The sequence below is a fragment of the Micromonospora humida genome (genome assembly GCF_016901255.1).
GTDB classification, from domain to species: domain Bacteria; phylum Actinomycetota; class Actinomycetes; order Mycobacteriales; family Micromonosporaceae; genus Micromonospora; species Micromonospora wenchangensis.
In genome coordinates this window covers 157,206-174,194 of sequence record NZ_JAFEUC010000016.1, presented here as the reverse complement: position 1 = coordinate 174,194, position 16,989 = coordinate 157,206, and the positions used below count along the sequence as shown (strand labels likewise).

Genomic DNA, 16,989 nt, shown 5'->3' with positions numbered 1-16,989 from the left:
AGTCCCCCGTCCGGCACGGCGGGGCTGCGGAAGGAGGGTAACGGCGTGGGCTCGGTCACCGCCACTGCGGCTCCGTCCACGAGCGCAAACGTTACCCGATGGTTCCGGACATTCGGGGCTTTATCCCGGGCCGGCTTCCGTCGCTACTCCACCTACCGGCAGGCGGCCGTGGCCGGTGCCGTGACCAACACCGTGTTCGGCTTCCTGCACTGCGCGGTGCTGCTGGCCGCGGCCGGTTCCGGGACGGTCGGCGGGTACGACCGGACCCAGCTCGCGACCTTCGTCTGGATGGGTCAGGGGCTGCTCGCCGTGGTGCTGCTCTGGGGCTGGAGCGACCTGGCCGACCGGATCCGCACCGGCGACGTGGCCGCCGACCTGCTCCGCCCGGTGCACCCGGTGACCAGCTACCTCGCCACCGACCTGGGTCGGGCCGGGTACGCGGCACTGGCCCGGCTGCTGCCGCCGGTCCTGGTCGGGCCGCTCTTCTTCGACGTCTACCTGCCGTCGCGGTGGCCCACCGGCGGGCTCTTCGTGGTCTCCGTGGTGACCGCCGTGGTGCTCTGCTTCGGTTGCCGGTTCCTGGTCAACGCCGCCGCCTACTGGTGGCAGGACGCGCGGGGTCCGCTGCTGCTGTGGACCCTCGGCTCGGGGGTGCTGGCCGGGCTCTACTTCCCGCTGCGGTTCCTGCCCGGCTGGCTGCAACTGGTGCTGTGGTGCGGCACCCCGTTCCCGAGCCTGATGCAGACCCCGCTCGACGTGCTGGTGGAGCGGGATCCGCCGGCGGTCCAGGTCGGCCTGGTCGCGCTCCAGCTCGGCTGGGCGGTGCTGGTGCTGGCCGCCTGTCGGCTGGTGCAGCGGCGGGCCGAACGCCGCCTGGTGGTGCAGGGTGGTTGAGCACCGGGCGGCGGTGACCGCAGCGGACCGTCCGCTCCGGCCGGGTGGGACGTTCGGGGCGTACCGGGCGCTGCTCGGGGCGCAGGCCCGCGCGCAGACCACCTACCGGGCGTCGTTCCTGCTGGACCTGGTGGGCAACGTGGGGGCCACCGTGTTCGACGTGGTCACCGTCCTGGTGATCTACGGGGTGACCCGGGAGCTGGGCGGGTTCACGCTGCGCGAGACGCTGGTGATGGTGGGGTTGTCGTCAAGCGCCTTCGCGGTGGCGGACCTGCTGGTCGGCAACATCGAGCGGCTGCCCACCCACGTGCGGACCGGCCTGTTCGACGCGGTGCTGCTGCGCCCGCTCGGCGCGCTGCCCCAACTGCTGCTGATGAACCTGCCGCTGCGCAAGGTGTCCCGGGGCGTGTTCGGGGTGGGGGTGCTGGTGGTGGCGCTGACCTCGGCCGGGATCGACTGGACGCCGGCCCGGGTGGCGTTGGCGGTGGTCGCCCCGCTGGCCGGGGTGGTGTTCTTCGGGTCGCTCTTCGTGGCCACCGCCACCGTGTCGTTCTGGTGGGTGGACTCCGGTGAGCTGGCCAACTCGGTCACCTACGGCGGGCGGGACTTCACCACGTACCCGGTGACCATCTTCGACGGGTGGTTCCGGGCCGCCTTCGCGTACGGCCTGGGGTTCGCCTTCGTCAGTTACCAGCCGGCGCTGGCGCTGCTGGGCCGCGCCGACCCGCTCGGCCTGCCGTCGTGGGCCGGCTGGGCCGCGCCGGCGGTGGCGCTGGTCGCCGCCGCGGTCGCGGCGACGGCCTGGCGCACCGGCATCCGCCACTACCGGAGTACGGGGTCATGAGCGTCATCGAGCTGGACGGGCTGCGCAAGGAGTTCACGGTACGGGTGAAGGCGGGCCGGCTGCGTCGACAGAAGCGGACCGTCACCGCCGTGGACGGCATCGACCTGCGGGTGGAGCAGGGCGAGATGCTCGGCTACATCGGCCCGAACGGGGCGGGCAAGTCGACCACCCTGAAGATGCTCACCGGGGTGCTGAGCCCGTCGGCGGGTCAGGCCCGGGTGTGCGGGCTGCGTCCGGTCGCCGACCGGACCCGGCTGGCGCTACGGATCGGGGTGGTCTTCGGCCAGCGTTCCCAGCTCTGGTGGGACCTGCCGCTGGCCGACTCGTTCGACCTGCTGCGCCACCTCTACCGGGTGCCGGCCGCCGCGCACGCCGCCCGGCTGCGCCGCTGTCGTGACCTGCTCGACCTGGACGACTTCCTGGCCACCCCGGTCCGTCAGCTCTCGCTGGGGCAGCGGATGCGCGGCGAGCTGACCGCCGCGCTGCTGCACGACCCGCAGGTGCTCTTCCTCGACGAGCCGACCATCGGGCTGGACGTGGTGAGCAAGCAGGCCGTCCGGGGCTTCCTCGCCGAGCTGGGCCGTACCGGCGACACCACCCTGGTGCTCACCACGCACGACCTGGCCGACATCGAGCGGCTCTGTGCCCGGCTGGTGGTGGTCGACCACGGTCGGGTGGTGCACGACGGGACGATCGCCGCCCTGCACGCCCGGTACGGCTCCCGCCGGCTCGTCGTCGCCGACCTGGACGCCCCGCTGGCGGTCCCGCCGCGACCGGCGGGGGCGGCGCTGCACCGGGTCGAGGCGGACGGCCACCGGCTGGTCTACGCGTTGGAGTCGGCGGGGGCGGCGGAGGTGGTCGCCGCGCTGGCCGGGTTGGCCGCGCTGCGTGACCTCTCGATCGTCGAACCGGACATCGAGGACGTGGTGGCCCGGCTCTACCGCAGCCCGGCCCCCGACCCACGCCGCCCGTCCTGACCGCCTGTCAGATCGGGTCGCCGATGTTCACCCGGGGGGCCGGGGCGCGCATCCGACGGAAGGTGATCGACCGCATGATCGCGTAGAGGTACAGCGACCCCATCCGCTCGCCGCTGTTGGGGTGGCGTTCCCGCACCAGCTTCTTGATCCGCCGGGAGATCAGCACCGAGTCGATCACCACGCCGAGCGCGAGCGCACCCCACACCACGTTGGAGGCGAGCCGGATCACCTGCGGCATCGCCGCGTTCGAGCCGATCAGCACGATCAACGCGCCGCCGAAGAACCAGGTGCCGATGGTCCGCCGGGAGTCGACCACGTTGCGGGCGAGCAGCCGTTCCGGCCCCCGGTCCCGGGGGCCACCCTCGCGGCGGAACTCGGCGGCGGCCTCGGTGCGCGCCTTGCGACGCTGCTCCCGGGCCTCCTCCTTGGTCAGCGGCCGGGTCGGGCCGGCCGGCCGGCGGCCGGCGACCGGCCGCTTCGGGGTCTCGACGCCCAGTTCCTTCTTGCTCGGGGTGTAGCCCCGGGGGCGCGCGGCGGGTGGCTCCTCGGTCACCACCGGGGCGGTGGCGGAGGAGTCGGAGTCGGCGGACTTGCGGCGAAACAGCGACGGCACGAGGTGAAGGGTAGCCATACGACGGCGCCCGGTGCACATCACGGGTGCACCGGGCGCTCGGTGGAGCGGGTCGGCCGGGCCGACGGCAGGGGTCGGGGCCCGTCGGGGGACGCGGCTGGTTACGGCCGCTCGACGTGCGCGCCGAGGTTGGCCAGCTTGGCCTCGAAGTCCTCGTAGCCCCGGTTGATCAGGTCGACGCCGTACACCCGGGAGGTGCCCTCGGCGGCGAGTGCCGCGATCAGGTGGCTGAACCCGGCCCGCAGGTCCGGGATGACCAGGTCGGCGGCGTGCAGCTTGCTCGGGCCGGCGATCACCGCGGAGTGCTTGAAGTTGCGTCGGCCGAACCGGCAGGGGGTGCCGCCGAGGCAGTCGCGGTAGACCTGGATGTTGGCGCCCATGGTGTTCAGCGCCTCGGTGTAGCCCAGGCGCTGCTCGTAGACCGTCTCGTGGACGATCGACAGCCCCCGGGCCTGGGTCAGCGCCACCACGAGGGGCTGCTGCCAGTCGGTCATGAAACCGGGGTGCACGTCGGTCTCCAGGGCCACCGCGTTCAGTTCGCCGCCCGGGTGCCAGAAGCGGATGCCGCCCTCCTGGCCCGGGTCGCCGAGCTTCGGCGGGCGGGCGTCGGTGACCTCGTACTCGCCGCCGACGGAGCGGAAGACGTTCAGGAAGGTCATCATGTCGGCCTGCTGCGCGCCGAGCACCTCGACGTGGCCCCGGGTGGCCAGCGCCGCCGCCGCCCAGCTCGCCGCCTCGATCCGGTCGGGGATCGGCCGGTGGGTGTAGCCGTGCAGCTTCTTGACGCCCTGGATCTCGATCACCCGGTCGGTGTGCACCTTGATGATCGCGCCCATCTTCTGCAGGATGCAGATCAGGTCGATGATCTCGGGCTCGACGGCGGCGTTGCGCAGCTCGGTGACGCCCTCGGCCATCACCGCGGTCAGCAGCACCTGCTCGGTCGCGCCGACGCTCGGGTACGGCAGGGCGAACTTGGTGCCGTGCAGCCCGTTCGGCGCGGACAGGTGCAGACCCTCGGGGGTCTTGTCGACCGTCGCGCCGAACTCGCGCAGCGCCTGCAGGTGGAAGTCGATCGGGCGGGGGCCGATGTGGCAGCCGCCCAGGTCGGGGATGAAGGCGTGGCCGAGGCGGTGCAGCAGCGGGCCGCAGAACAGGATCGGGATCCGGCTGGACCCGGCGTGCACGTTGATCTGGTCGGTGCTGGCGCTCTCGACGTTGGACGGGTCGAAGACCAGCTCGCCGTCCTCGGTGCCGTCGGTCACCTTCACGCCGTGCAGGCCGAGCAGCCCGCGGACCACCTCGACGTCACGGATCTTGGGGACGTCGAACAGCCGGCTGGGCGAGTCGCCCAGCAGGGCCGCGACCATCGCCTTGGAGACCAGGTTCTTCGCGCCGCGCACGCGGATCCGCCCTTCGAGCGGGGTACCTCCGTGTACGACCAGGACGTCGTCCGTCAACGCAAACCTCCAGCGCGCGTCGGGTGGTGCGGGGTGAGTCGATGATGGGGCATGCTGTCCAGCTGTCCGGTACGAGCTGTCCAGGTACCCGGAGCGGGGCCGGCCCAAAACGGTCCCCGCGGTACGTCGCCCCGGCAGCATAGCCCTCCGTGACGAAATGCCAATTGGTCACCGCGCCGGTACGGGAACGAACCGGTGAATCCGGTACGTTCCCGTACTTCGACGGTGACTTCGGGTAATCAGGCGGTGGCGGGCGGCGGGGTGTCGGCCCCCGGCAGCGCGAGCATCTGGTCCAGCGCCACCCGGGCGTGGTGCGCGGTGTCCGCGTCGACCGTGATCTGGTTGACCACCCGGCCGGCGACCAGCTCCTCCAGCGCCCAGACCAGGTGCGGCAGGTCGATCCGGTTCATCGTGGAGCAGTAGCAGACCGCCTTGTCCAGGAACATGATCTGCTTGTCCGGGTGGGCCAGCGCCAGCCGGCGTACCAGGTTCAACTCGGTGCCGACCGCCCACGCCGAGCCGGCCGGGGCCGCCTCGATCGCCTTGATGATGTATTCCGTCGAACCGACCTGGTCGGCGGCGGTGACCACCTCGTGCCGGCACTCCGGGTGCACCAGCACGGTCACCCCGGGCACCCGGGCCCGGACGTCCTGCACGCTGTCCAGGGTGAACCGGCCGTGCACCGAGCAGTGCCCCCGCCAGAGGATCATCTTCGCGTCGCGGACCTGCTCGGCGGTGAGCCCGCCGTTCGGCTTGTGCGGGTCGTAGAGCACACAGTCGTCGAGCGAGTAGCCCAGCTCCAGCACGGCGGTGTTGCGGCCGAGGTGCTGGTCGGGCAGGAACAGCACCTTCGAACCCTGCGCGTACGCCCAGTCCAGCGCCCGCTTCGCGTTCGACGAGGTGCAGACCACGCCGCCGTTGCGGCCGACGAAGCCCTTGATGTCGGCCGAGGAGTTCATGTACGTCACCGGGACGGTGTCCGCCGCGACACCCAGGTCGGTCAGCACCTCCCAGGCCCGCTCGACCTGCGACAGCACCGCCATGTCCGCCATCGAACAACCGGCCGCCAGGTCGGGCAGGATGACCCGCTGCGCGTCGGTGGTGAGGATGTCGGCGCTCTCGGCCATGAAGTGCACGCCGCAGAAGACGATGTACTCCGCGTCCGGGCGGGCCGCCGCCTCCCGGGCCAGCTTGAACGAGTCGCCGGTGACGTCGGCGAACTGGATCACCTCGTCGCGCTGGTAGTGGTGGCCGAGGACGAACACCTTCGTGCCCAGGGCGGCCTTCGCCGCCGTCGCCCGGGCCACCAGGTCCGGGTCGCTCGGCGCCGGCAGGTCTCCCGGACACTCCACGCCACGCTCGGTGGCGGGGTCGCTGCCGCGGCCGAGGAGCAGCAGCGCGGTCGCCGTGTTGGAGGGTTCCACCCAGGTCGAAGTCACGTCCTCATGGTCCCACAACGGGGCGTTCGCACGACCGCTGCCGGTGTGGGCTGCCACACTGCCCCGCGCCGATGTGTCCTGCCACACTCGGGGCATGCGCGTGCTGCTCTGTCCGGACAAGTTCGCCGGCACCCTGGAGGCCCCGGAGGTGGCCGCCGCTGTCGCCGCCGGGTGGCGCGAGGTCGACGACGCCGTCGAGCTGCTCATCCGTCCCCTCGCTGACGGGGGACCGGGCTTCGTCACGGTGCTCGCGGGCGCGCTCGACGGCCGCCGGGTGGCGGTGCCTACCGTCGACCCGCTGGGCCGGCCCGTCACCGGTGAGATCCTGCTCACCGCCGACGGCGTCGGCTACCTGGAGAGCGCCCAGGCGTGCGGGCTGCACCTGCTGTCCGCCGCCGAACGCGACCCGAAGGCCACCACCTCGTACGGTCTCGGCGCGCTGGTCGCCGCCGCTGTCGAGCACGGAGCCCGCACGGTGGTGGTCGGGCTGGGCGGTTCCGGCACCAACGACGGCGGGGCCGGCCTGTTCGCCGCGCTCGGCGCGACCCCGCTCGACGACGCCGGCCGGGCCCTGCCGTACGGCGGGGCGGCGCTGGCCGCCGTCGCGGCCCTCGACGGGACGCCCCGGCTGCGCGACGCCACCCTGGTCGCCGCCACCGACGTGGACAACCCGCTGCTCGGCCTGCACGGCGCGAGCAGCGTCTACGGCCCGCAGAAGGGCGCCGACCGGGCCGACGTGCTGCTGCTCGACGCCGCACTGGAGCGCTGGGCGGCGGTGCTGGAACGGGACCTGCCCGGCTGCCCGCCCGGCCTGGGCACGCTGCCCGGGGGCGGCGCGGCCGGCGGCCTCGGCGCGGCGATCCTCGCCCTCGGCGGGCGCTGCGAATCCGGCATCGACCTGGTCGGCCGGGCGATCGGGCTGGAGGCCGCACTTGACGACTGCGATCTGGTGATCACCGGGGAGGGCTCGTTCGACCACCAGTCGCTGCGCGGCAAGGTGGTCGCCGGGGTGGCCGGGGCGGCCCGCGACCGGGGGGTGCCCTGCGTGGTGCTGGCGGGGCGGGTGAGCACCGGCCGGCGGGAGGCCGCCTCCGCCGGGGTGACCGAGGCGTACAGCCTGGTGGAGCACTTCGGCGGTGAGGAACGTGGCGGGGTGGCGGCGGCGATGGGCCGGCCCGCCGAGGGGCTGCGGGCGCTCGGCGCGCGGCTGGCCCGGCAGTGGAGCCGCTGAGCTGCCGGGGCGGCTCCGCCGGTGGTCCGGTGGCCGGGCCACCGCGGGCGGCGGGCGGTGGCGATCGCGCCGGCCGGGTGGGTTCCGCCGGGGCGGCGTACCATCGGAGCTGGACCACACCGGGAATCACTGGGCGACGCGTGCTGTTGGCCAGGGTGTCCGGACCCATACCGCGCAGGGAGATTTCCACGTGACCACGCCAGCGCAGACCGACTCGACCGAGGCCCAGGCCCCTACTTCCGTCGTCCTCACCGACGTCGCGGCGCAGAAGGTCAAGGCCCTGATCGAGCAGGAAGGCCGCGACGACCTGCGGCTCCGGGTCGCGGTGCAGCCGGGTGGCTGCTCCGGCCTGCGGTACCAGCTCTTCTTCGACGAGCGCTCGCTCGACGGTGACGTCGTCACCGACTTCGACGGCGTCGGCGTCGTCGTCGACCGGATGAGCGCCCCCTACCTGGCCGGGGCGACCATCGATTTCGCCGACCGGATCGACGCCCAGGGCTTCACCATCGACAACCCCAACGCGGGCAGCTCCTGCGCCTGCGGCGACTCGTTCAGCTGAGTCCCGGTCCGTCCGAGGGGGCCGTCCCGCGCCGGGACGGCCCCCTCGTCGTTCCGCCCGGACCGGTAGGCTGACCCGCGCCGTGCTCCCGACCCCGAGGGTTGACATGAAGATCGCCGTGACCGGCTCGATCGCGACCGACCACCTGATGAGCTTCCCGGGTCGCTTCGCCGACCAGCTCATCGCCGACCAGCTGCACAAGGTGTCGCTCTCCTTCCTGGTGGACGACCTGGTGCTGCGTCGGGGCGGGGTGGCCGCCAACATCGCCTTCGGCATGGGGCAGCTCGGGCTGAGTCCGATCCTGCTCGGCGCGGTCGGCGCCGACTTCGCCGACTACCGCTCCTGGCTGGAGCGGCACGGCGTCGACTGCGACTCGGTGCACGTCAGTGAAGTGGCGCACACCGCCCGCTTCGTCTGCACCACCGACACCGACATGTGCCAGATCGCCTCGTTCTACGCGGGCGCGATGAGTGAGGCCCGCAACATCGAGCTGGGCCCCGTCGCGGACCGGCTCGGCGGCCTCGACCTGGTCCTGGTCAGCGCCAACGACCCGGAGGCGATGATCCGGCACTCGGCCGAGTGCCGGGACCGGGGCTACGCCTTCGTCGCCGACCCGTCCCAGCAGCTCGCCCGGATGGACGGCGCGGACGTGGTCTCGCTGATCGACGGTGCCGAGTACCTGATGACCAACGACTACGAGAAGTCGCTGCTGCAGAGCAAGGCCGGCCTCACCGACGCCCAGCTCCTGGAGCGGGTGAAGGTCCGGGTCACCACCCTCGGCAAGGACGGCGTCGAGATCGCCACCCGGGACGGGGAGTCGTTGCGGGTGCCGATCGTCCGGGACGCGCGGGCCGTCGACCCGACCGGGGTCGGCGACGGCTTCCGGGCCGGTTTCTTCGCCGCCCTGTCCTGGGGTCTCGGCCTGGAACGCGCCGCCCAGGTCGGCTCGCTGCTGGCCGCCCTGGTGCTGGAGACCGTCGGCACCCAGGAGTACGACGTGCGCCGCGACGTGTTCGTCAAGCGGCTGGCCGACTCGTACGGGGACGCCGCCGCCGAGGACGTCCGGTCGCACCTGGTGCCATGACGCAGCTCCTGGTCGTCTTCGCCGGCCTGCCGGGGGTAGGCAAGAGCACCCTCGCCGGGCAGGTCGGCGTGGCGCTGGGCGCGGCGGTGCTGACGGTCGACCCGATCGAGCGGGCGCTGGCCCGGCACGGGCTGACCGGCCCCGGGTCGGGCCAGGCCGGCTACGACGCGCTGGCCGGGCTGGCCGAGGTGCAGCTGGGGCTGGGCACCAGCGTGGTGGTCGACGCGGCCAACCCGGCAGCCGGCACCCGGGGGCTCTGGTTCGAGCTGGCCGAGCGGGCCGGGGTGCCGCTGCGGCTGATCGAGGTGTACTGCGGCGACGAGGCGGAACTGCGCCGCCGGGTCGAGGCCCGGCACGCCGCCGACCCGCTCGCCCCGACCTGGGAGCAGACCCGGCAGCGCGGCACGGGGTACGAACCGCTGATCGGCCCCCGCCTGGTGGTCGACACCACCATCCCGATCGACCCCCTCCCGGCGATCCTCCGCTACCTCACCTGATCCCGGCCCGACTGGCGGTCCCGGTCCGGGCACCTGGCGTGCGGCCGGTTCGGCCGGCGGTCGGTTTCGGGGAAGGCGGCCCGCGTCGGGCGAGGTCAGCCGGCCTGACCGGGGGAGCGGGCCGGGGTGGCGGCGGCGAACGCCGCCCACTGACGGGCGGGGAAGATCAGCACCGGGCCGGAGGGGTCCTTGCTGTCCCGCACCGCCACCCCGTCGGGCAGGACGGCACACTCGACGCAGTCGCCGTTGTTGGCGCTGCGGCTGCTGGTGAACCAGCGGGCGGTGGTGAGGTCGGGGGTGCGCACGGTGGCCTCCGAGGGGCGCTAGGCCGCGCCGGCCAACTCCCTGATCAACGCGCGCGACTCGGCGGGCGAGAGGGCGACCTGGCGCAGGTTGTCTGCCACCATGCTATAGGTGCGTACCCCGTCCGGGTCCTGCACGTACATCGCCCCGTCCAGCACCTCGGTGTAGGCGATCGGTCGGACCTGCGCGAACTCCAGCAGGACGAACTTGCCCAGTGGTGTCGCCGCGTGCGGGCCGTCCTCGGGGCGGAGCACCTGCCTGGTGACGTTCGGCAGCTCGGACATGGTGGCCAGGTGGGCGAGCTGGGCCCGTCGGGTCTCGTCGCCGTTGACCCGTAGCCGCAGCGCCGCCTCGCCGATCACCGCGTGCAGGGTGAGCGGGTCGTCGTCGGTGAGCCGCCGGGCCCGGGTCTGCCGGAACGACACGAAACGCTCGGCGTGGTCGGGGCGGACGAACCCGGTGCCCAGGGTCAGCGCCTGGGCGTACTCCTCGGTCTGGAGCAGACCGGGGATGACCATCGACTCGAACACGAACGCCCCGTCGGCCAACCCTTCCAGCCCGACGTACGTCTTGAACCAGTCCGGCATCACCGCGGCCCAGGGTGCCCACCAGGTTTTGGCGTCGGAGCGGCCGGCCAGCGTGGTCAGCCGGTCGATCGCGGGCTGGTCGGCCCCGCAGGCGCGGAGCACGGCCGCGATGTCCTCGGGAAACTGCTGGTAACGGCCGGTCTCCATGTGGCCGAGCTTCGGCTTGCCGATCCCGGTGCTGGCCGACAGCTCGGTCAGCGTCATCGGTGCCTCGCGGCGGTACCGACCCAGCTCGGCACCGATCAGCCAACGCAGCGCCGAAGGATCTGTTCGCCTGCCCATGTATCGCCTCCACCACTCGTACCGACGAAGAACATCATGCCGTCGAGTCTTCCGAAGAGCAAGGATAGGAGCTATACGTATAGCAACGACTCTTGGAGGTGGTCATGCCTGACCCCGCGCCGCTCGGCACGCCCGAGGAGTTCCACCTGATGCTCGTCGACCTGGCGAACGAGTTCGCCCCACGCCGGTTCGCGCTCTGCGAGGAGTACGGCGACCGCCTCGACGGCGGGGTCTTCGCCTGGGGCCTGGCCTTCCCCGACAGCGCCCTGCTGCGCCACGACGGGAGAACGTCGACCGGGCACTTCGCCACCGCCGAGAGCGCGCTGCGGCTCTTCACCCGCACCGGCCGCCGCCTCCACCTGATCTGGATCGACACGCCCACCCCCGCCCGTGTCGATCATGGAGTTGTGGTGCCTTCGAACCGGCAGTAATGCCGCATATCGACCACCACAACTCCATGATCGACGGAGTGGGGCGGGGTGGGGCGGGGCGGGGCTGGGTGAGGCGGGGTGGGGCGGGGTGGGTCAGTGGGTGCGGCGGATGTCGTAGCCCGGGCCCTCGGGGGTGGTGGCGACGAACTCCTGGGCGCGCATCCGGCACCAGGCGGGGATGTCGACGGCGGCGGCCGGGTCGTCGGCGAGGACCCGCAGGACCGTGCCGACGGGCAGCTCGGGCAGCCGGCGGGCCAGCGCGATCACCGGCAGCGGGCAGCGCTGCCCCCGACAGTCCAGCACCTCCACCGGCCCGGCCCCGTCACCGCCCGGTCCCGCCTCGCCGCCGCCCGGCCCGGTCGGGAGGCCGTCCGCGCCGGTTCGGCGGCCGTCCGGCCCTGGCGGGGTGGTCACAGGCCGACCACGCCGGCGTCGGCGCGCAGATCGGCGACGATCCCGGGCAGCTCGGCGAGGAACCGCCGCACATCGGCCTCGGTGGTCTCCCGGTGCAGCGACACCCGGACGTTGCCGTGCGACAGCACCCCCATCGCCTCCAGCACGTGCGACGGGCGCAGTGTGGAGGAGGTGCAGGAGGAGCCGGAGGAGACGGCGAAGCCGCGCCGGTCCAGCGCGTGCAGCAGCACCTCGCCGTCGACGTAGAGGCAGGAGAACGTCACCAGGTGGGGGAGCCGGTCGACCGGGTCGCCGACCACCTCCACGTCCGGCACCTCGGCGGCGACCCGGGACCGGATCAGGTCCACCAGGGGCGTCAGCCGGGCCGCCTCGGCCGCCGCGTCGGCCGCCGCCGCGCGCAGGCTCGCCGCCGCCGCCACCGCCGCCGGCAGGTTCACCACCCCGGGGGTACGCCCGAACTCCCGTTCGTCGGCCGGCCACGGCGACTCCCAGCGGGTGCCCTTGCGGACCACCAGCAGCCCGACCCCCGGCGGACCGCCCCACTTGTGCGCGCTGGCGGTCAGCACCGACCAGCCGGCGGGCACCGGCACCCGGCCGACGAGCTGGGCCGCGTCGACGTACAGCGGCACCCCGGCGGCGGCGCAGGCGTCGGCCGCCCTGGTGACCGGCTGCACGGTGCCCACCTCGTGACTGGCCCCGATCAGCGTCGCCAGCGCCACCCCGGGGGAGCGCACCGCCGCCGACCAGGCATCCAGGTCGAGCCGTCCGAGCCGGTCCACCGGTACGGAGGTGGCGGTCCCACCGGCCGCCACGTGCCGCTGCGCGGCGTGCAGCACCGCGGAGTGCTCGATCGCCGAGTGCACCAGCGTCGCCCCGGCCCGCTGTCGTCCGACCAGGCCACCGAGCACGGCGGAGTGCGCGGCGTGCGTACCGCTGGGGGTGAAGGAGACCTCGTCGGGGCGGACGCCGAGGGTGGCGGCGGTGGCCTCGCGGGCGGCGTCGAGGAGTTGCCCGGCGCGGCGGGCCCGGCTGTAGAGGCGGGCGGGGTCGGCCCAGCCGTCGTCGAGGGCGGCCAGCAGCGCCTGCCGGGCCACCGGGTGCAGCGGCGCGGCGGTGGCCGCGTCCAGGTAGACCGGGTGGGCACTCACGACCGCAGACGCTATCGCGTCGAAGGCGGACGGCACCCCCCGATGGGGGCGGACACTGACCCCAAGACCGTCGAGCCCGCCATGGTCGAGTAATCTGCGACCGTCGGTGACGCCTTTGCCGTCGGTGCTGATGGAATACCCCACCGCGGCGCGCTAGGGAGGCAGGACCAGGTGGTCGCAAGGAGTTCGGAGGTACGGCCGTCGGCCGTACGGCACGGTGCTTCCCCCGGAGCCGGTGTGCGTCGGCGGCGTGGTGCTGGCCGGCTCGCCGGGCTCGGTCTCGGCGGAGCTGCGCTGCTGGTTCTGCTCACCGGGTGTGACGTCGGCCGCTCGGTCGACGGCTTCGGCTGGCCGCAGGGCGGCATCACCCCCGAGTCGCACCGGATGTACGACCTGTGGATCGCCTCCTGCATCGCCGCCCTGGCGGTCGGTGTCTTCGTCTGGGGCCTGATCTTCTGGTGCGTCGTGCGTTACCGCAAGCGCGGCAACGAGCTGCCGGTGCAGACCCGCTACAACCTGCCGATGGAGTTCCTCTACACCATCGCGCCGATCCTGATCGTCTCCGTGCTCTTCTACTACACGGCGGTGGTGCAGACCGACGTGGTGCGCACGACGAAGAACCCCGACGTCACCGTCGAGGTCGTCGCCTTCAAGTGGAACTGGCAGTTCAACTACCGCGACGGCCAGGGCACCGAGGCCAACACCGTGGCGTCGGTGCTGGGCACCAGCGAGGTCATCCCGGTGCTGGTGCTGCCGACCAACCGGTCCATCCGGTTCGAGGAGACCAGCCGCGACGTCATCCACTCCTTCTGGGTTCCGGAGCTGCTGTTCAAGCGCGACGTGATGCCCGGCAAGATCCGTAACGTGTTCGAGGTCTCCAAGCTGGAGTCCGAGGGCGCGTACGTGGGTCGCTGCGCCGAGCTGTGCGGCAGCTACCACGCCTTCATGAACTTCGAGCTGCGGGTGGTCTCCCCGGAGGCGTACGACCAGTTCCTCGCGGCCAAGCGGGACGGCAAGTCGACGCAGGAGGCGCTGACCGCCATCGGTCAGGACCCGTACGCGAAGACCACGCAGCCCTTCGACACCCGTCGTACGAAGGACAACTTCAACCCGGACGACGCGTCCGCGAGCGCGGGAAACTGAGGTATCCGGCATGAAGACCGAGTGGCGTATCTTCCTGATCATCGCCGTGTTCCTGCTCGGCGCGACGGCCCTCTACGGCGCGTGGACGTACGGCGACGGCGGCCAGGTCGAGTGGGTCGGCACGGTGGCCCTGCTGCTGTCCTTCCTGCTCTGCGCGATGTGCGGCGGCTTCTTCTGGTTCGTCTCCCGCCGCATCGACCTGCGTCCGGAGGACCGGCCGGACGGTGAGATCGCCGACGGCGCGGGCGAGATCGGCTTCTTCAGCCCCGGCAGCTACTGGCCGTTCGGGCTGGCGCTGGCCGCCGCGGTCGCCGGTCTCGGCCTGGTGTTCTGGCAGTTCTGGCTGCTCGGCCTGGGCCTGGTGATGGTCATCTTCGCCGCCTGCGGCCTGCTCTTCGAGTACTACTCCGGCACCCGGCGTACCGCCGAGCACTGATCCGACGACGACGGGCCCGTCTCCCCACCCGGGAGGCGGGCCCGTCGTCGTCGGGTGATCGACTCCAGCGGGCCGAAGTAGCGGTATCGCCGCGACCTGATACCGCTGTTTCGGCTCGATGGTGGATCACGTGGGCCGGGGGATCAGGCTGGCTCGGGCCAGACGGGTCCCTGGTCGGTCCAGGTGACACCCCGGTTGCGGCAGAGGCAGAAGGGGTGGCCGACGGGGTCGGTGTAGACCCGCCATCCGTAGCCTTCGGGGCCGACGAAGTCCTGCGCCAGGGTCGCGCCGAGGGCCAGGACGCGGCGCTGTTCGGCCTCGATGTCGTCGACCTCGAAGTCGAGGTGGAACTGCTTGGGGTGCTCGCCGTCGGGCCACCGTGGGGCGCGGTAATCCGCCACCCTGATGAAGGCCAGCTCGATGTCGCCGAACCGGATGCCGGCCCACTCCTCGTCGCTGCCCTCCTTGACCGGGCGACCCGTCACCGCGGCGTAGAAGGCCGCCAGCCGCATCGTGTCCGGGCAGTCGATGATGAAATCCGTGAGTCGGAGCATCGGGTGATCCTGTCATGCCGCTCAGCGGGCCGGATCCCGCGACGGGACCTCCGGGCGGCGTCCCGCAGAGGTCAGGCCGCGTGACGGTCGGCTGACGGACGGCGGCGACGGTCGGCCAGGCGGGTGGGCTGGAAGGCGAAGGTCGCGATCAGCACCGCCGCGCCGCAGCCGGTGCAGAGCAGCTCGGGGCAGTCGGCACCGTGGCCGTCGGCGCACGGTGGCACCTCGAACGGCCGAACGCCCTCGCAGGTGTCGCAGTAGAGCTCGCGGTCCGACACGGGCGTCTCCTCTCGCTCCGGAACCCGCCGATGGACATCGCCGCCATCGTCGGAAACGGAAGAACTACTCCCGTGTAGTTTCCCACGCCCCTCCGACACCAGCCCACCAGCCCCGCCAGTCCACCAGCCCCGTCAGCAGTCCATGCCCGGCGCGCCGCCCGGCCCGGGGGGCGGGTCAGAGCGGCCGGGCGGAACGGCGGGTCAGAGGGAGCGGGCGACGTCGACCCAGCGGTCCAGGACGGCCGCCGCCGCCCCCGAGTCGACGGACTCGGCGGCCCGGGCCAGGCCGGCGCGCACCGCCTCGGTGAGGTCACCGTCCAGCGGGGTCTGGGTGGCCAGGGCGACGGCCGCGTTGACCAGGACGGCGTCGCGGACCGGACCGGTCTCGCCGGCCAGCAGCCGGTGGGCCACGGCGGCGTTGTGGGCCGCGTCGCCGCCCCGCAGGTCGGCCAGGGTGGACCGGGGTACCCCGAGGTCGGCCGCGTCCAGCAGTGCCTCGCGTACGGTGCCCTGCTGGGCCACCCAGACCCGGGTCGGCGCGGCGGTGGTGAACTCGTCCAGGCCGTCCTCGCCGCGCATCACGATCACCGAGTCGCCCCGACGGGCGAAGACCTCGGCCATCACGGAGGCCATCCGGGCATCGAAGCAGCCGACCGCGCCGGCGTGCGGCCGGGCCGGGTTGGTCAGCGGGCCGAGGAAGTTGAACGCGGTCGGCACGCCGATCTCCCGGCGGACCGGGCCGGCGTGGCGCATCCCCGGGTGGAACCGGGGCGCGAAGCAGAAGCCGATCCCCGCCTCGGCCACGCACCGGGCCACCTGCTCCGGGCCCAGATCCAGCGGTACGCCGAAGAACTCCAGCAGGTCGGCGGTGCCGCACAGCGAGGACGCGGCCCGGTTGCCGTGCTTGACCACCCGGACCCCGGCACCGGCCACCACCAGCGCGGTCATCGTGGAGATGTTGACCGTGTGGGCGAGGTCACCCCCGGTGCCCACCACGTCGACCGAGGTGCGCCGCAGCTCCTCCGGCAGGGGCACCGGCACCGCGTTGCCGAGCATCGCCTCGACCAGGCCGGCCAGTTCGGCCGGGGTCTCGCCCTTGGCGCGCAGCGCGACCGCGAAGCCGGCGATCTGCGCCGGGCCGGCGGCACCCGCCATGATCTCGTTCATCGCCCAGGCGGTGTCGGCGGTGGACAGCTCGTCGCCGCGCAGCAGCGCGTTGAGCAGGTGCGGCCAGGTCCGTTCGCCCATGGTGGGCCTCCCGAGCGGGCGTGGGGTGCGGGTGGACGGGTGCGCCCGTCACCCCGGGCGCCAGGGACGCCGCCGAGTGCGTCCGACTCAGGCGGCGGCGTGCGTACGCAGCAGCTCGGCGACCGTGGTGCCGGTGGTCACCGGGTCGAGCGGGTGCATCAGCACGCCGTCGACCTGCGCGTACGAGGCGAGCCATCGGTCGGCGGCGCGGGCGATGACCACGCACGTCGGCGGGGCGTCGTCCCGGTCGTCCTTGATCTGGCGGGCGATGCCGAGGCCGCCGCCGGGGCTGGCCTCGCCGTCGAGCAGCATCAGGTCGATCTCGTAGTCGTCGACCAGCCGGACGCAGCCGAAGTAGTCGGACGCCTCGACGAACTCGATCTGGATGCCCGGCGCGGGACGGGTGCCGACGGCCAGTCGCATCCGGTCCCGGACCTGCGCGTCGTCGCTGTAGAGCAGGACGGTGCAGAGACGCTCGCTCATGCCGACACTCCGCTTCGCTCCGTGCCGTGATGAGGCACCGTCGCACTGAGCCTGACTCGCTCGCTGCGC

General features: G+C 72.9%; 21 protein-coding genes. 10 read left to right on the top strand and 11 right to left on the bottom strand.

Annotated elements, in window-relative coordinates; all coding sequences use genetic code 11:
• Positions 1-45: 45 nt before the first annotated feature.
• Genes JQX11_RS27615 through JQX11_RS27605 form a run of 3 tightly spaced genes read left to right on the top strand, consistent with a single transcriptional unit; the run spans position 46 to position 2,715 of the window.
• Positions 46-894: an ABC transporter permease gene (locus tag JQX11_RS27615; protein ID WP_204927853.1), complete on the top strand. Its 849-nt coding sequence runs from the start codon at positions 46-48 to the stop codon at positions 892-894.
• Positions 887-1,738, top strand: coding sequence for an ABC transporter permease (locus tag JQX11_RS27610; protein ID WP_372444641.1), 852 nt, complete (start codon positions 887-889; stop codon positions 1,736-1,738). The genes JQX11_RS27615 and JQX11_RS27610 overlap by 8 nt, the downstream gene beginning before the upstream one ends.
• Positions 1,735-2,715, top strand: coding sequence for an ABC transporter ATP-binding protein (locus JQX11_RS27605; protein ID WP_204927852.1), 981 nt, complete (start codon positions 1,735-1,737; stop codon positions 2,713-2,715). The genes JQX11_RS27610 and JQX11_RS27605 overlap by 4 nt, the downstream gene beginning before the upstream one ends.
• 7 nt (positions 2,716-2,722) lie before the next feature.
• Here JQX11_RS27605 and JQX11_RS27600 read toward each other — a convergent pair whose 3' ends face one another.
• From JQX11_RS27600 to nadA, 3 genes are all read right to left on the bottom strand, one after another.
• Positions 2,723-3,346 (bottom strand): DUF3043 domain-containing protein, encoded by a 624-nt coding sequence (locus JQX11_RS27600; RefSeq protein WP_204927851.1) that lies wholly within the window; start codon positions 3,344-3,346, stop codon positions 2,723-2,725.
• 101 nt (positions 3,347-3,447) lie between these two features.
• Complete coding sequence (murA, locus tag JQX11_RS27595; protein ID WP_204927850.1) at positions 3,448-4,803, bottom strand: UDP-N-acetylglucosamine 1-carboxyvinyltransferase; 1,356 nt, start codon at positions 4,801-4,803, stop codon at positions 3,448-3,450.
• A 239-nt stretch (positions 4,804-5,042) separates the two neighbouring features.
• Positions 5,043-6,242, bottom strand: a complete 1,200-nt coding sequence (gene nadA, locus JQX11_RS27590) for a quinolinate synthase NadA (protein WP_204927849.1) — start codon at positions 6,240-6,242, stop codon at positions 5,043-5,045.
• A gap of 94 nt (positions 6,243-6,336) precedes the next feature.
• On the opposite strand from nadA, the gene JQX11_RS27585 reads away from it, so the two are divergent.
• The 4 genes from JQX11_RS27585 (at position 6,337) to JQX11_RS27570 (ending at position 9,613) form a co-directional block, all read left to right on the top strand.
• Positions 6,337-7,473 carry a glycerate kinase family protein gene (locus JQX11_RS27585; RefSeq protein WP_204927848.1) on the top strand — a complete coding sequence of 379 codons (1,137 nt, stop codon included), beginning with the start codon at positions 6,337-6,339 and terminating at the stop codon, positions 7,471-7,473.
• Positions 7,474-7,663: 190 nt separating this feature from the next.
• Positions 7,664-8,032, top strand: a complete 369-nt coding sequence (gene erpA, locus JQX11_RS27580; RefSeq protein ID WP_067314213.1) for an iron-sulfur cluster insertion protein ErpA — start codon at positions 7,664-7,666, stop codon at positions 8,030-8,032.
• A 106-nt stretch (positions 8,033-8,138) separates the two neighbouring features.
• Positions 8,139-9,116 (top strand): carbohydrate kinase family protein, encoded by a 978-nt coding sequence (locus JQX11_RS27575; RefSeq protein WP_204927847.1) that lies wholly within the window; start codon positions 8,139-8,141, stop codon positions 9,114-9,116.
• A complete protein-coding gene (locus tag JQX11_RS27570; protein WP_204927846.1) occupies positions 9,113-9,613 on the top strand; it encodes a P-loop nucleotide/nucleoside kinase family protein in 501 nt (166 codons plus the stop codon). The genes JQX11_RS27575 and JQX11_RS27570 overlap by 4 nt, the downstream gene beginning before the upstream one ends.
• A gap of 95 nt (positions 9,614-9,708) precedes the next feature.
• Here JQX11_RS27570 and JQX11_RS27565 read toward each other — a convergent pair whose 3' ends face one another.
• Positions 9,709-9,918, bottom strand: a complete 210-nt coding sequence (locus JQX11_RS27565; protein WP_204927845.1) for a DUF397 domain-containing protein — start codon at positions 9,916-9,918, stop codon at positions 9,709-9,711.
• 18 nt (positions 9,919-9,936) lie between these two features.
• Positions 9,937-10,785, bottom strand: a complete 849-nt coding sequence (locus JQX11_RS27560; protein WP_204927844.1) for a helix-turn-helix domain-containing protein — start codon at positions 10,783-10,785, stop codon at positions 9,937-9,939.
• Between the two features lie 104 nt (positions 10,786-10,889).
• Here JQX11_RS27560 and JQX11_RS27555 point away from each other — a divergent pair, with 104 nt between their 5' ends.
• The gene (locus tag JQX11_RS27555; protein ID WP_204927843.1) at positions 10,890-11,216 is read left to right on the top strand and encodes a hypothetical protein; all 327 of its coding nucleotides are present in this window, start codon (positions 10,890-10,892) and stop codon (positions 11,214-11,216) included.
• Between the two features lie 93 nt (positions 11,217-11,309).
• Here JQX11_RS27555 and JQX11_RS27550 read toward each other — a convergent pair whose 3' ends face one another.
• A complete protein-coding gene (locus JQX11_RS27550; RefSeq protein ID WP_204927893.1) occupies positions 11,310-11,525 on the bottom strand; it encodes a sulfurtransferase TusA family protein in 216 nt (71 codons plus the stop codon).
• A gap of 101 nt (positions 11,526-11,626) precedes the next feature.
• Positions 11,627-12,778 (bottom strand): cysteine desulfurase family protein, encoded by a 1,152-nt coding sequence (locus JQX11_RS27545; RefSeq protein WP_204927842.1) that lies wholly within the window; start codon positions 12,776-12,778, stop codon positions 11,627-11,629.
• 171 nt (positions 12,779-12,949) lie between these two features.
• Here JQX11_RS27545 and ctaC point away from each other — a divergent pair, with 171 nt between their 5' ends.
• On the top strand, positions 12,950-13,921 hold the full coding sequence (gene ctaC, locus JQX11_RS27540) for an aa3-type cytochrome oxidase subunit II (protein WP_088644664.1): 972 nt from the start codon (positions 12,950-12,952) through the stop codon (positions 13,919-13,921).
• 10 nt (positions 13,922-13,931) lie between these two features.
• Entirely contained in the window at positions 13,932-14,357 is a 426-nt protein-coding gene (locus JQX11_RS27535) for a cytochrome c oxidase subunit 4 (RefSeq protein ID WP_204927841.1), read from the top strand.
• A gap of 143 nt (positions 14,358-14,500) precedes the next feature.
• Here the strand turns inward: JQX11_RS27535 and JQX11_RS27530 are convergent, their stop codons facing one another.
• The 4 genes from JQX11_RS27530 to JQX11_RS27515 form a co-directional block, all read right to left on the bottom strand.
• The gene (locus tag JQX11_RS27530) at positions 14,501-14,911 is read right to left on the bottom strand and encodes a VOC family protein (RefSeq protein ID WP_204927840.1); all 411 of its coding nucleotides are present in this window, start codon (positions 14,909-14,911) and stop codon (positions 14,501-14,503) included.
• Positions 14,912-14,982: 71 nt separating this feature from the next.
• Positions 14,983-15,189, bottom strand: a complete 207-nt coding sequence (locus JQX11_RS27525) for a hypothetical protein (RefSeq protein ID WP_204927839.1) — start codon at positions 15,187-15,189, stop codon at positions 14,983-14,985.
• A gap of 201 nt (positions 15,190-15,390) precedes the next feature.
• A complete protein-coding gene (trpD, locus tag JQX11_RS27520; protein ID WP_204927838.1) occupies positions 15,391-16,437 on the bottom strand; it encodes an anthranilate phosphoribosyltransferase in 1,047 nt (348 codons plus the stop codon).
• Positions 16,438-16,524: 87 nt separating this feature from the next.
• The gene (locus tag JQX11_RS27515; protein WP_204927837.1) at positions 16,525-16,920 is read right to left on the bottom strand and encodes a hypothetical protein; all 396 of its coding nucleotides are present in this window, start codon (positions 16,918-16,920) and stop codon (positions 16,525-16,527) included.
• Positions 16,921-16,989 lie beyond the last annotated feature (69 nt).

Coding starts and splice junctions, on each gene's coding strand:
- JQX11_RS27585 (WP_204927848.1), top strand. CDS start 6,337: ATGCGCGTGCTGCTCTGTCCGGACAAGTTCGCCGGCACCCTGGAGGCC.
- JQX11_RS27570 (WP_204927846.1), top strand. CDS start 9,113: ATGACGCAGCTCCTGGTCGTCTTCGCCGGCCTGCCGGGGGTAGGCAAG.
- JQX11_RS27605 (WP_204927852.1), top strand. CDS start 1,735: ATGAGCGTCATCGAGCTGGACGGGCTGCGCAAGGAGTTCACGGTACGG.
- JQX11_RS27555 (WP_204927843.1), top strand. CDS start 10,890: ATGCCTGACCCCGCGCCGCTCGGCACGCCCGAGGAGTTCCACCTGATG.
- JQX11_RS27515 (WP_204927837.1), bottom strand. CDS start 16,920: ATGAGCGAGCGTCTCTGCACCGTCCTGCTCTACAGCGACGACGCGCAG.
- trpD (WP_204927838.1), bottom strand. CDS start 16,437: ATGGGCGAACGGACCTGGCCGCACCTGCTCAACGCGCTGCTGCGCGGC.
- JQX11_RS27560 (WP_204927844.1), bottom strand. CDS start 10,785: ATGGGCAGGCGAACAGATCCTTCGGCGCTGCGTTGGCTGATCGGTGCC.
- JQX11_RS27575 (WP_204927847.1), top strand. CDS start 8,139: ATGAAGATCGCCGTGACCGGCTCGATCGCGACCGACCACCTGATGAGC.
- JQX11_RS27530 (WP_204927840.1), bottom strand. CDS start 14,911: ATGCTCCGACTCACGGATTTCATCATCGACTGCCCGGACACGATGCGG.
- JQX11_RS27600 (WP_204927851.1), bottom strand. CDS start 3,346: ATGGCTACCCTTCACCTCGTGCCGTCGCTGTTTCGCCGCAAGTCCGCC.
- JQX11_RS27535 (WP_204927841.1), top strand. CDS start 13,932: ATGAAGACCGAGTGGCGTATCTTCCTGATCATCGCCGTGTTCCTGCTC.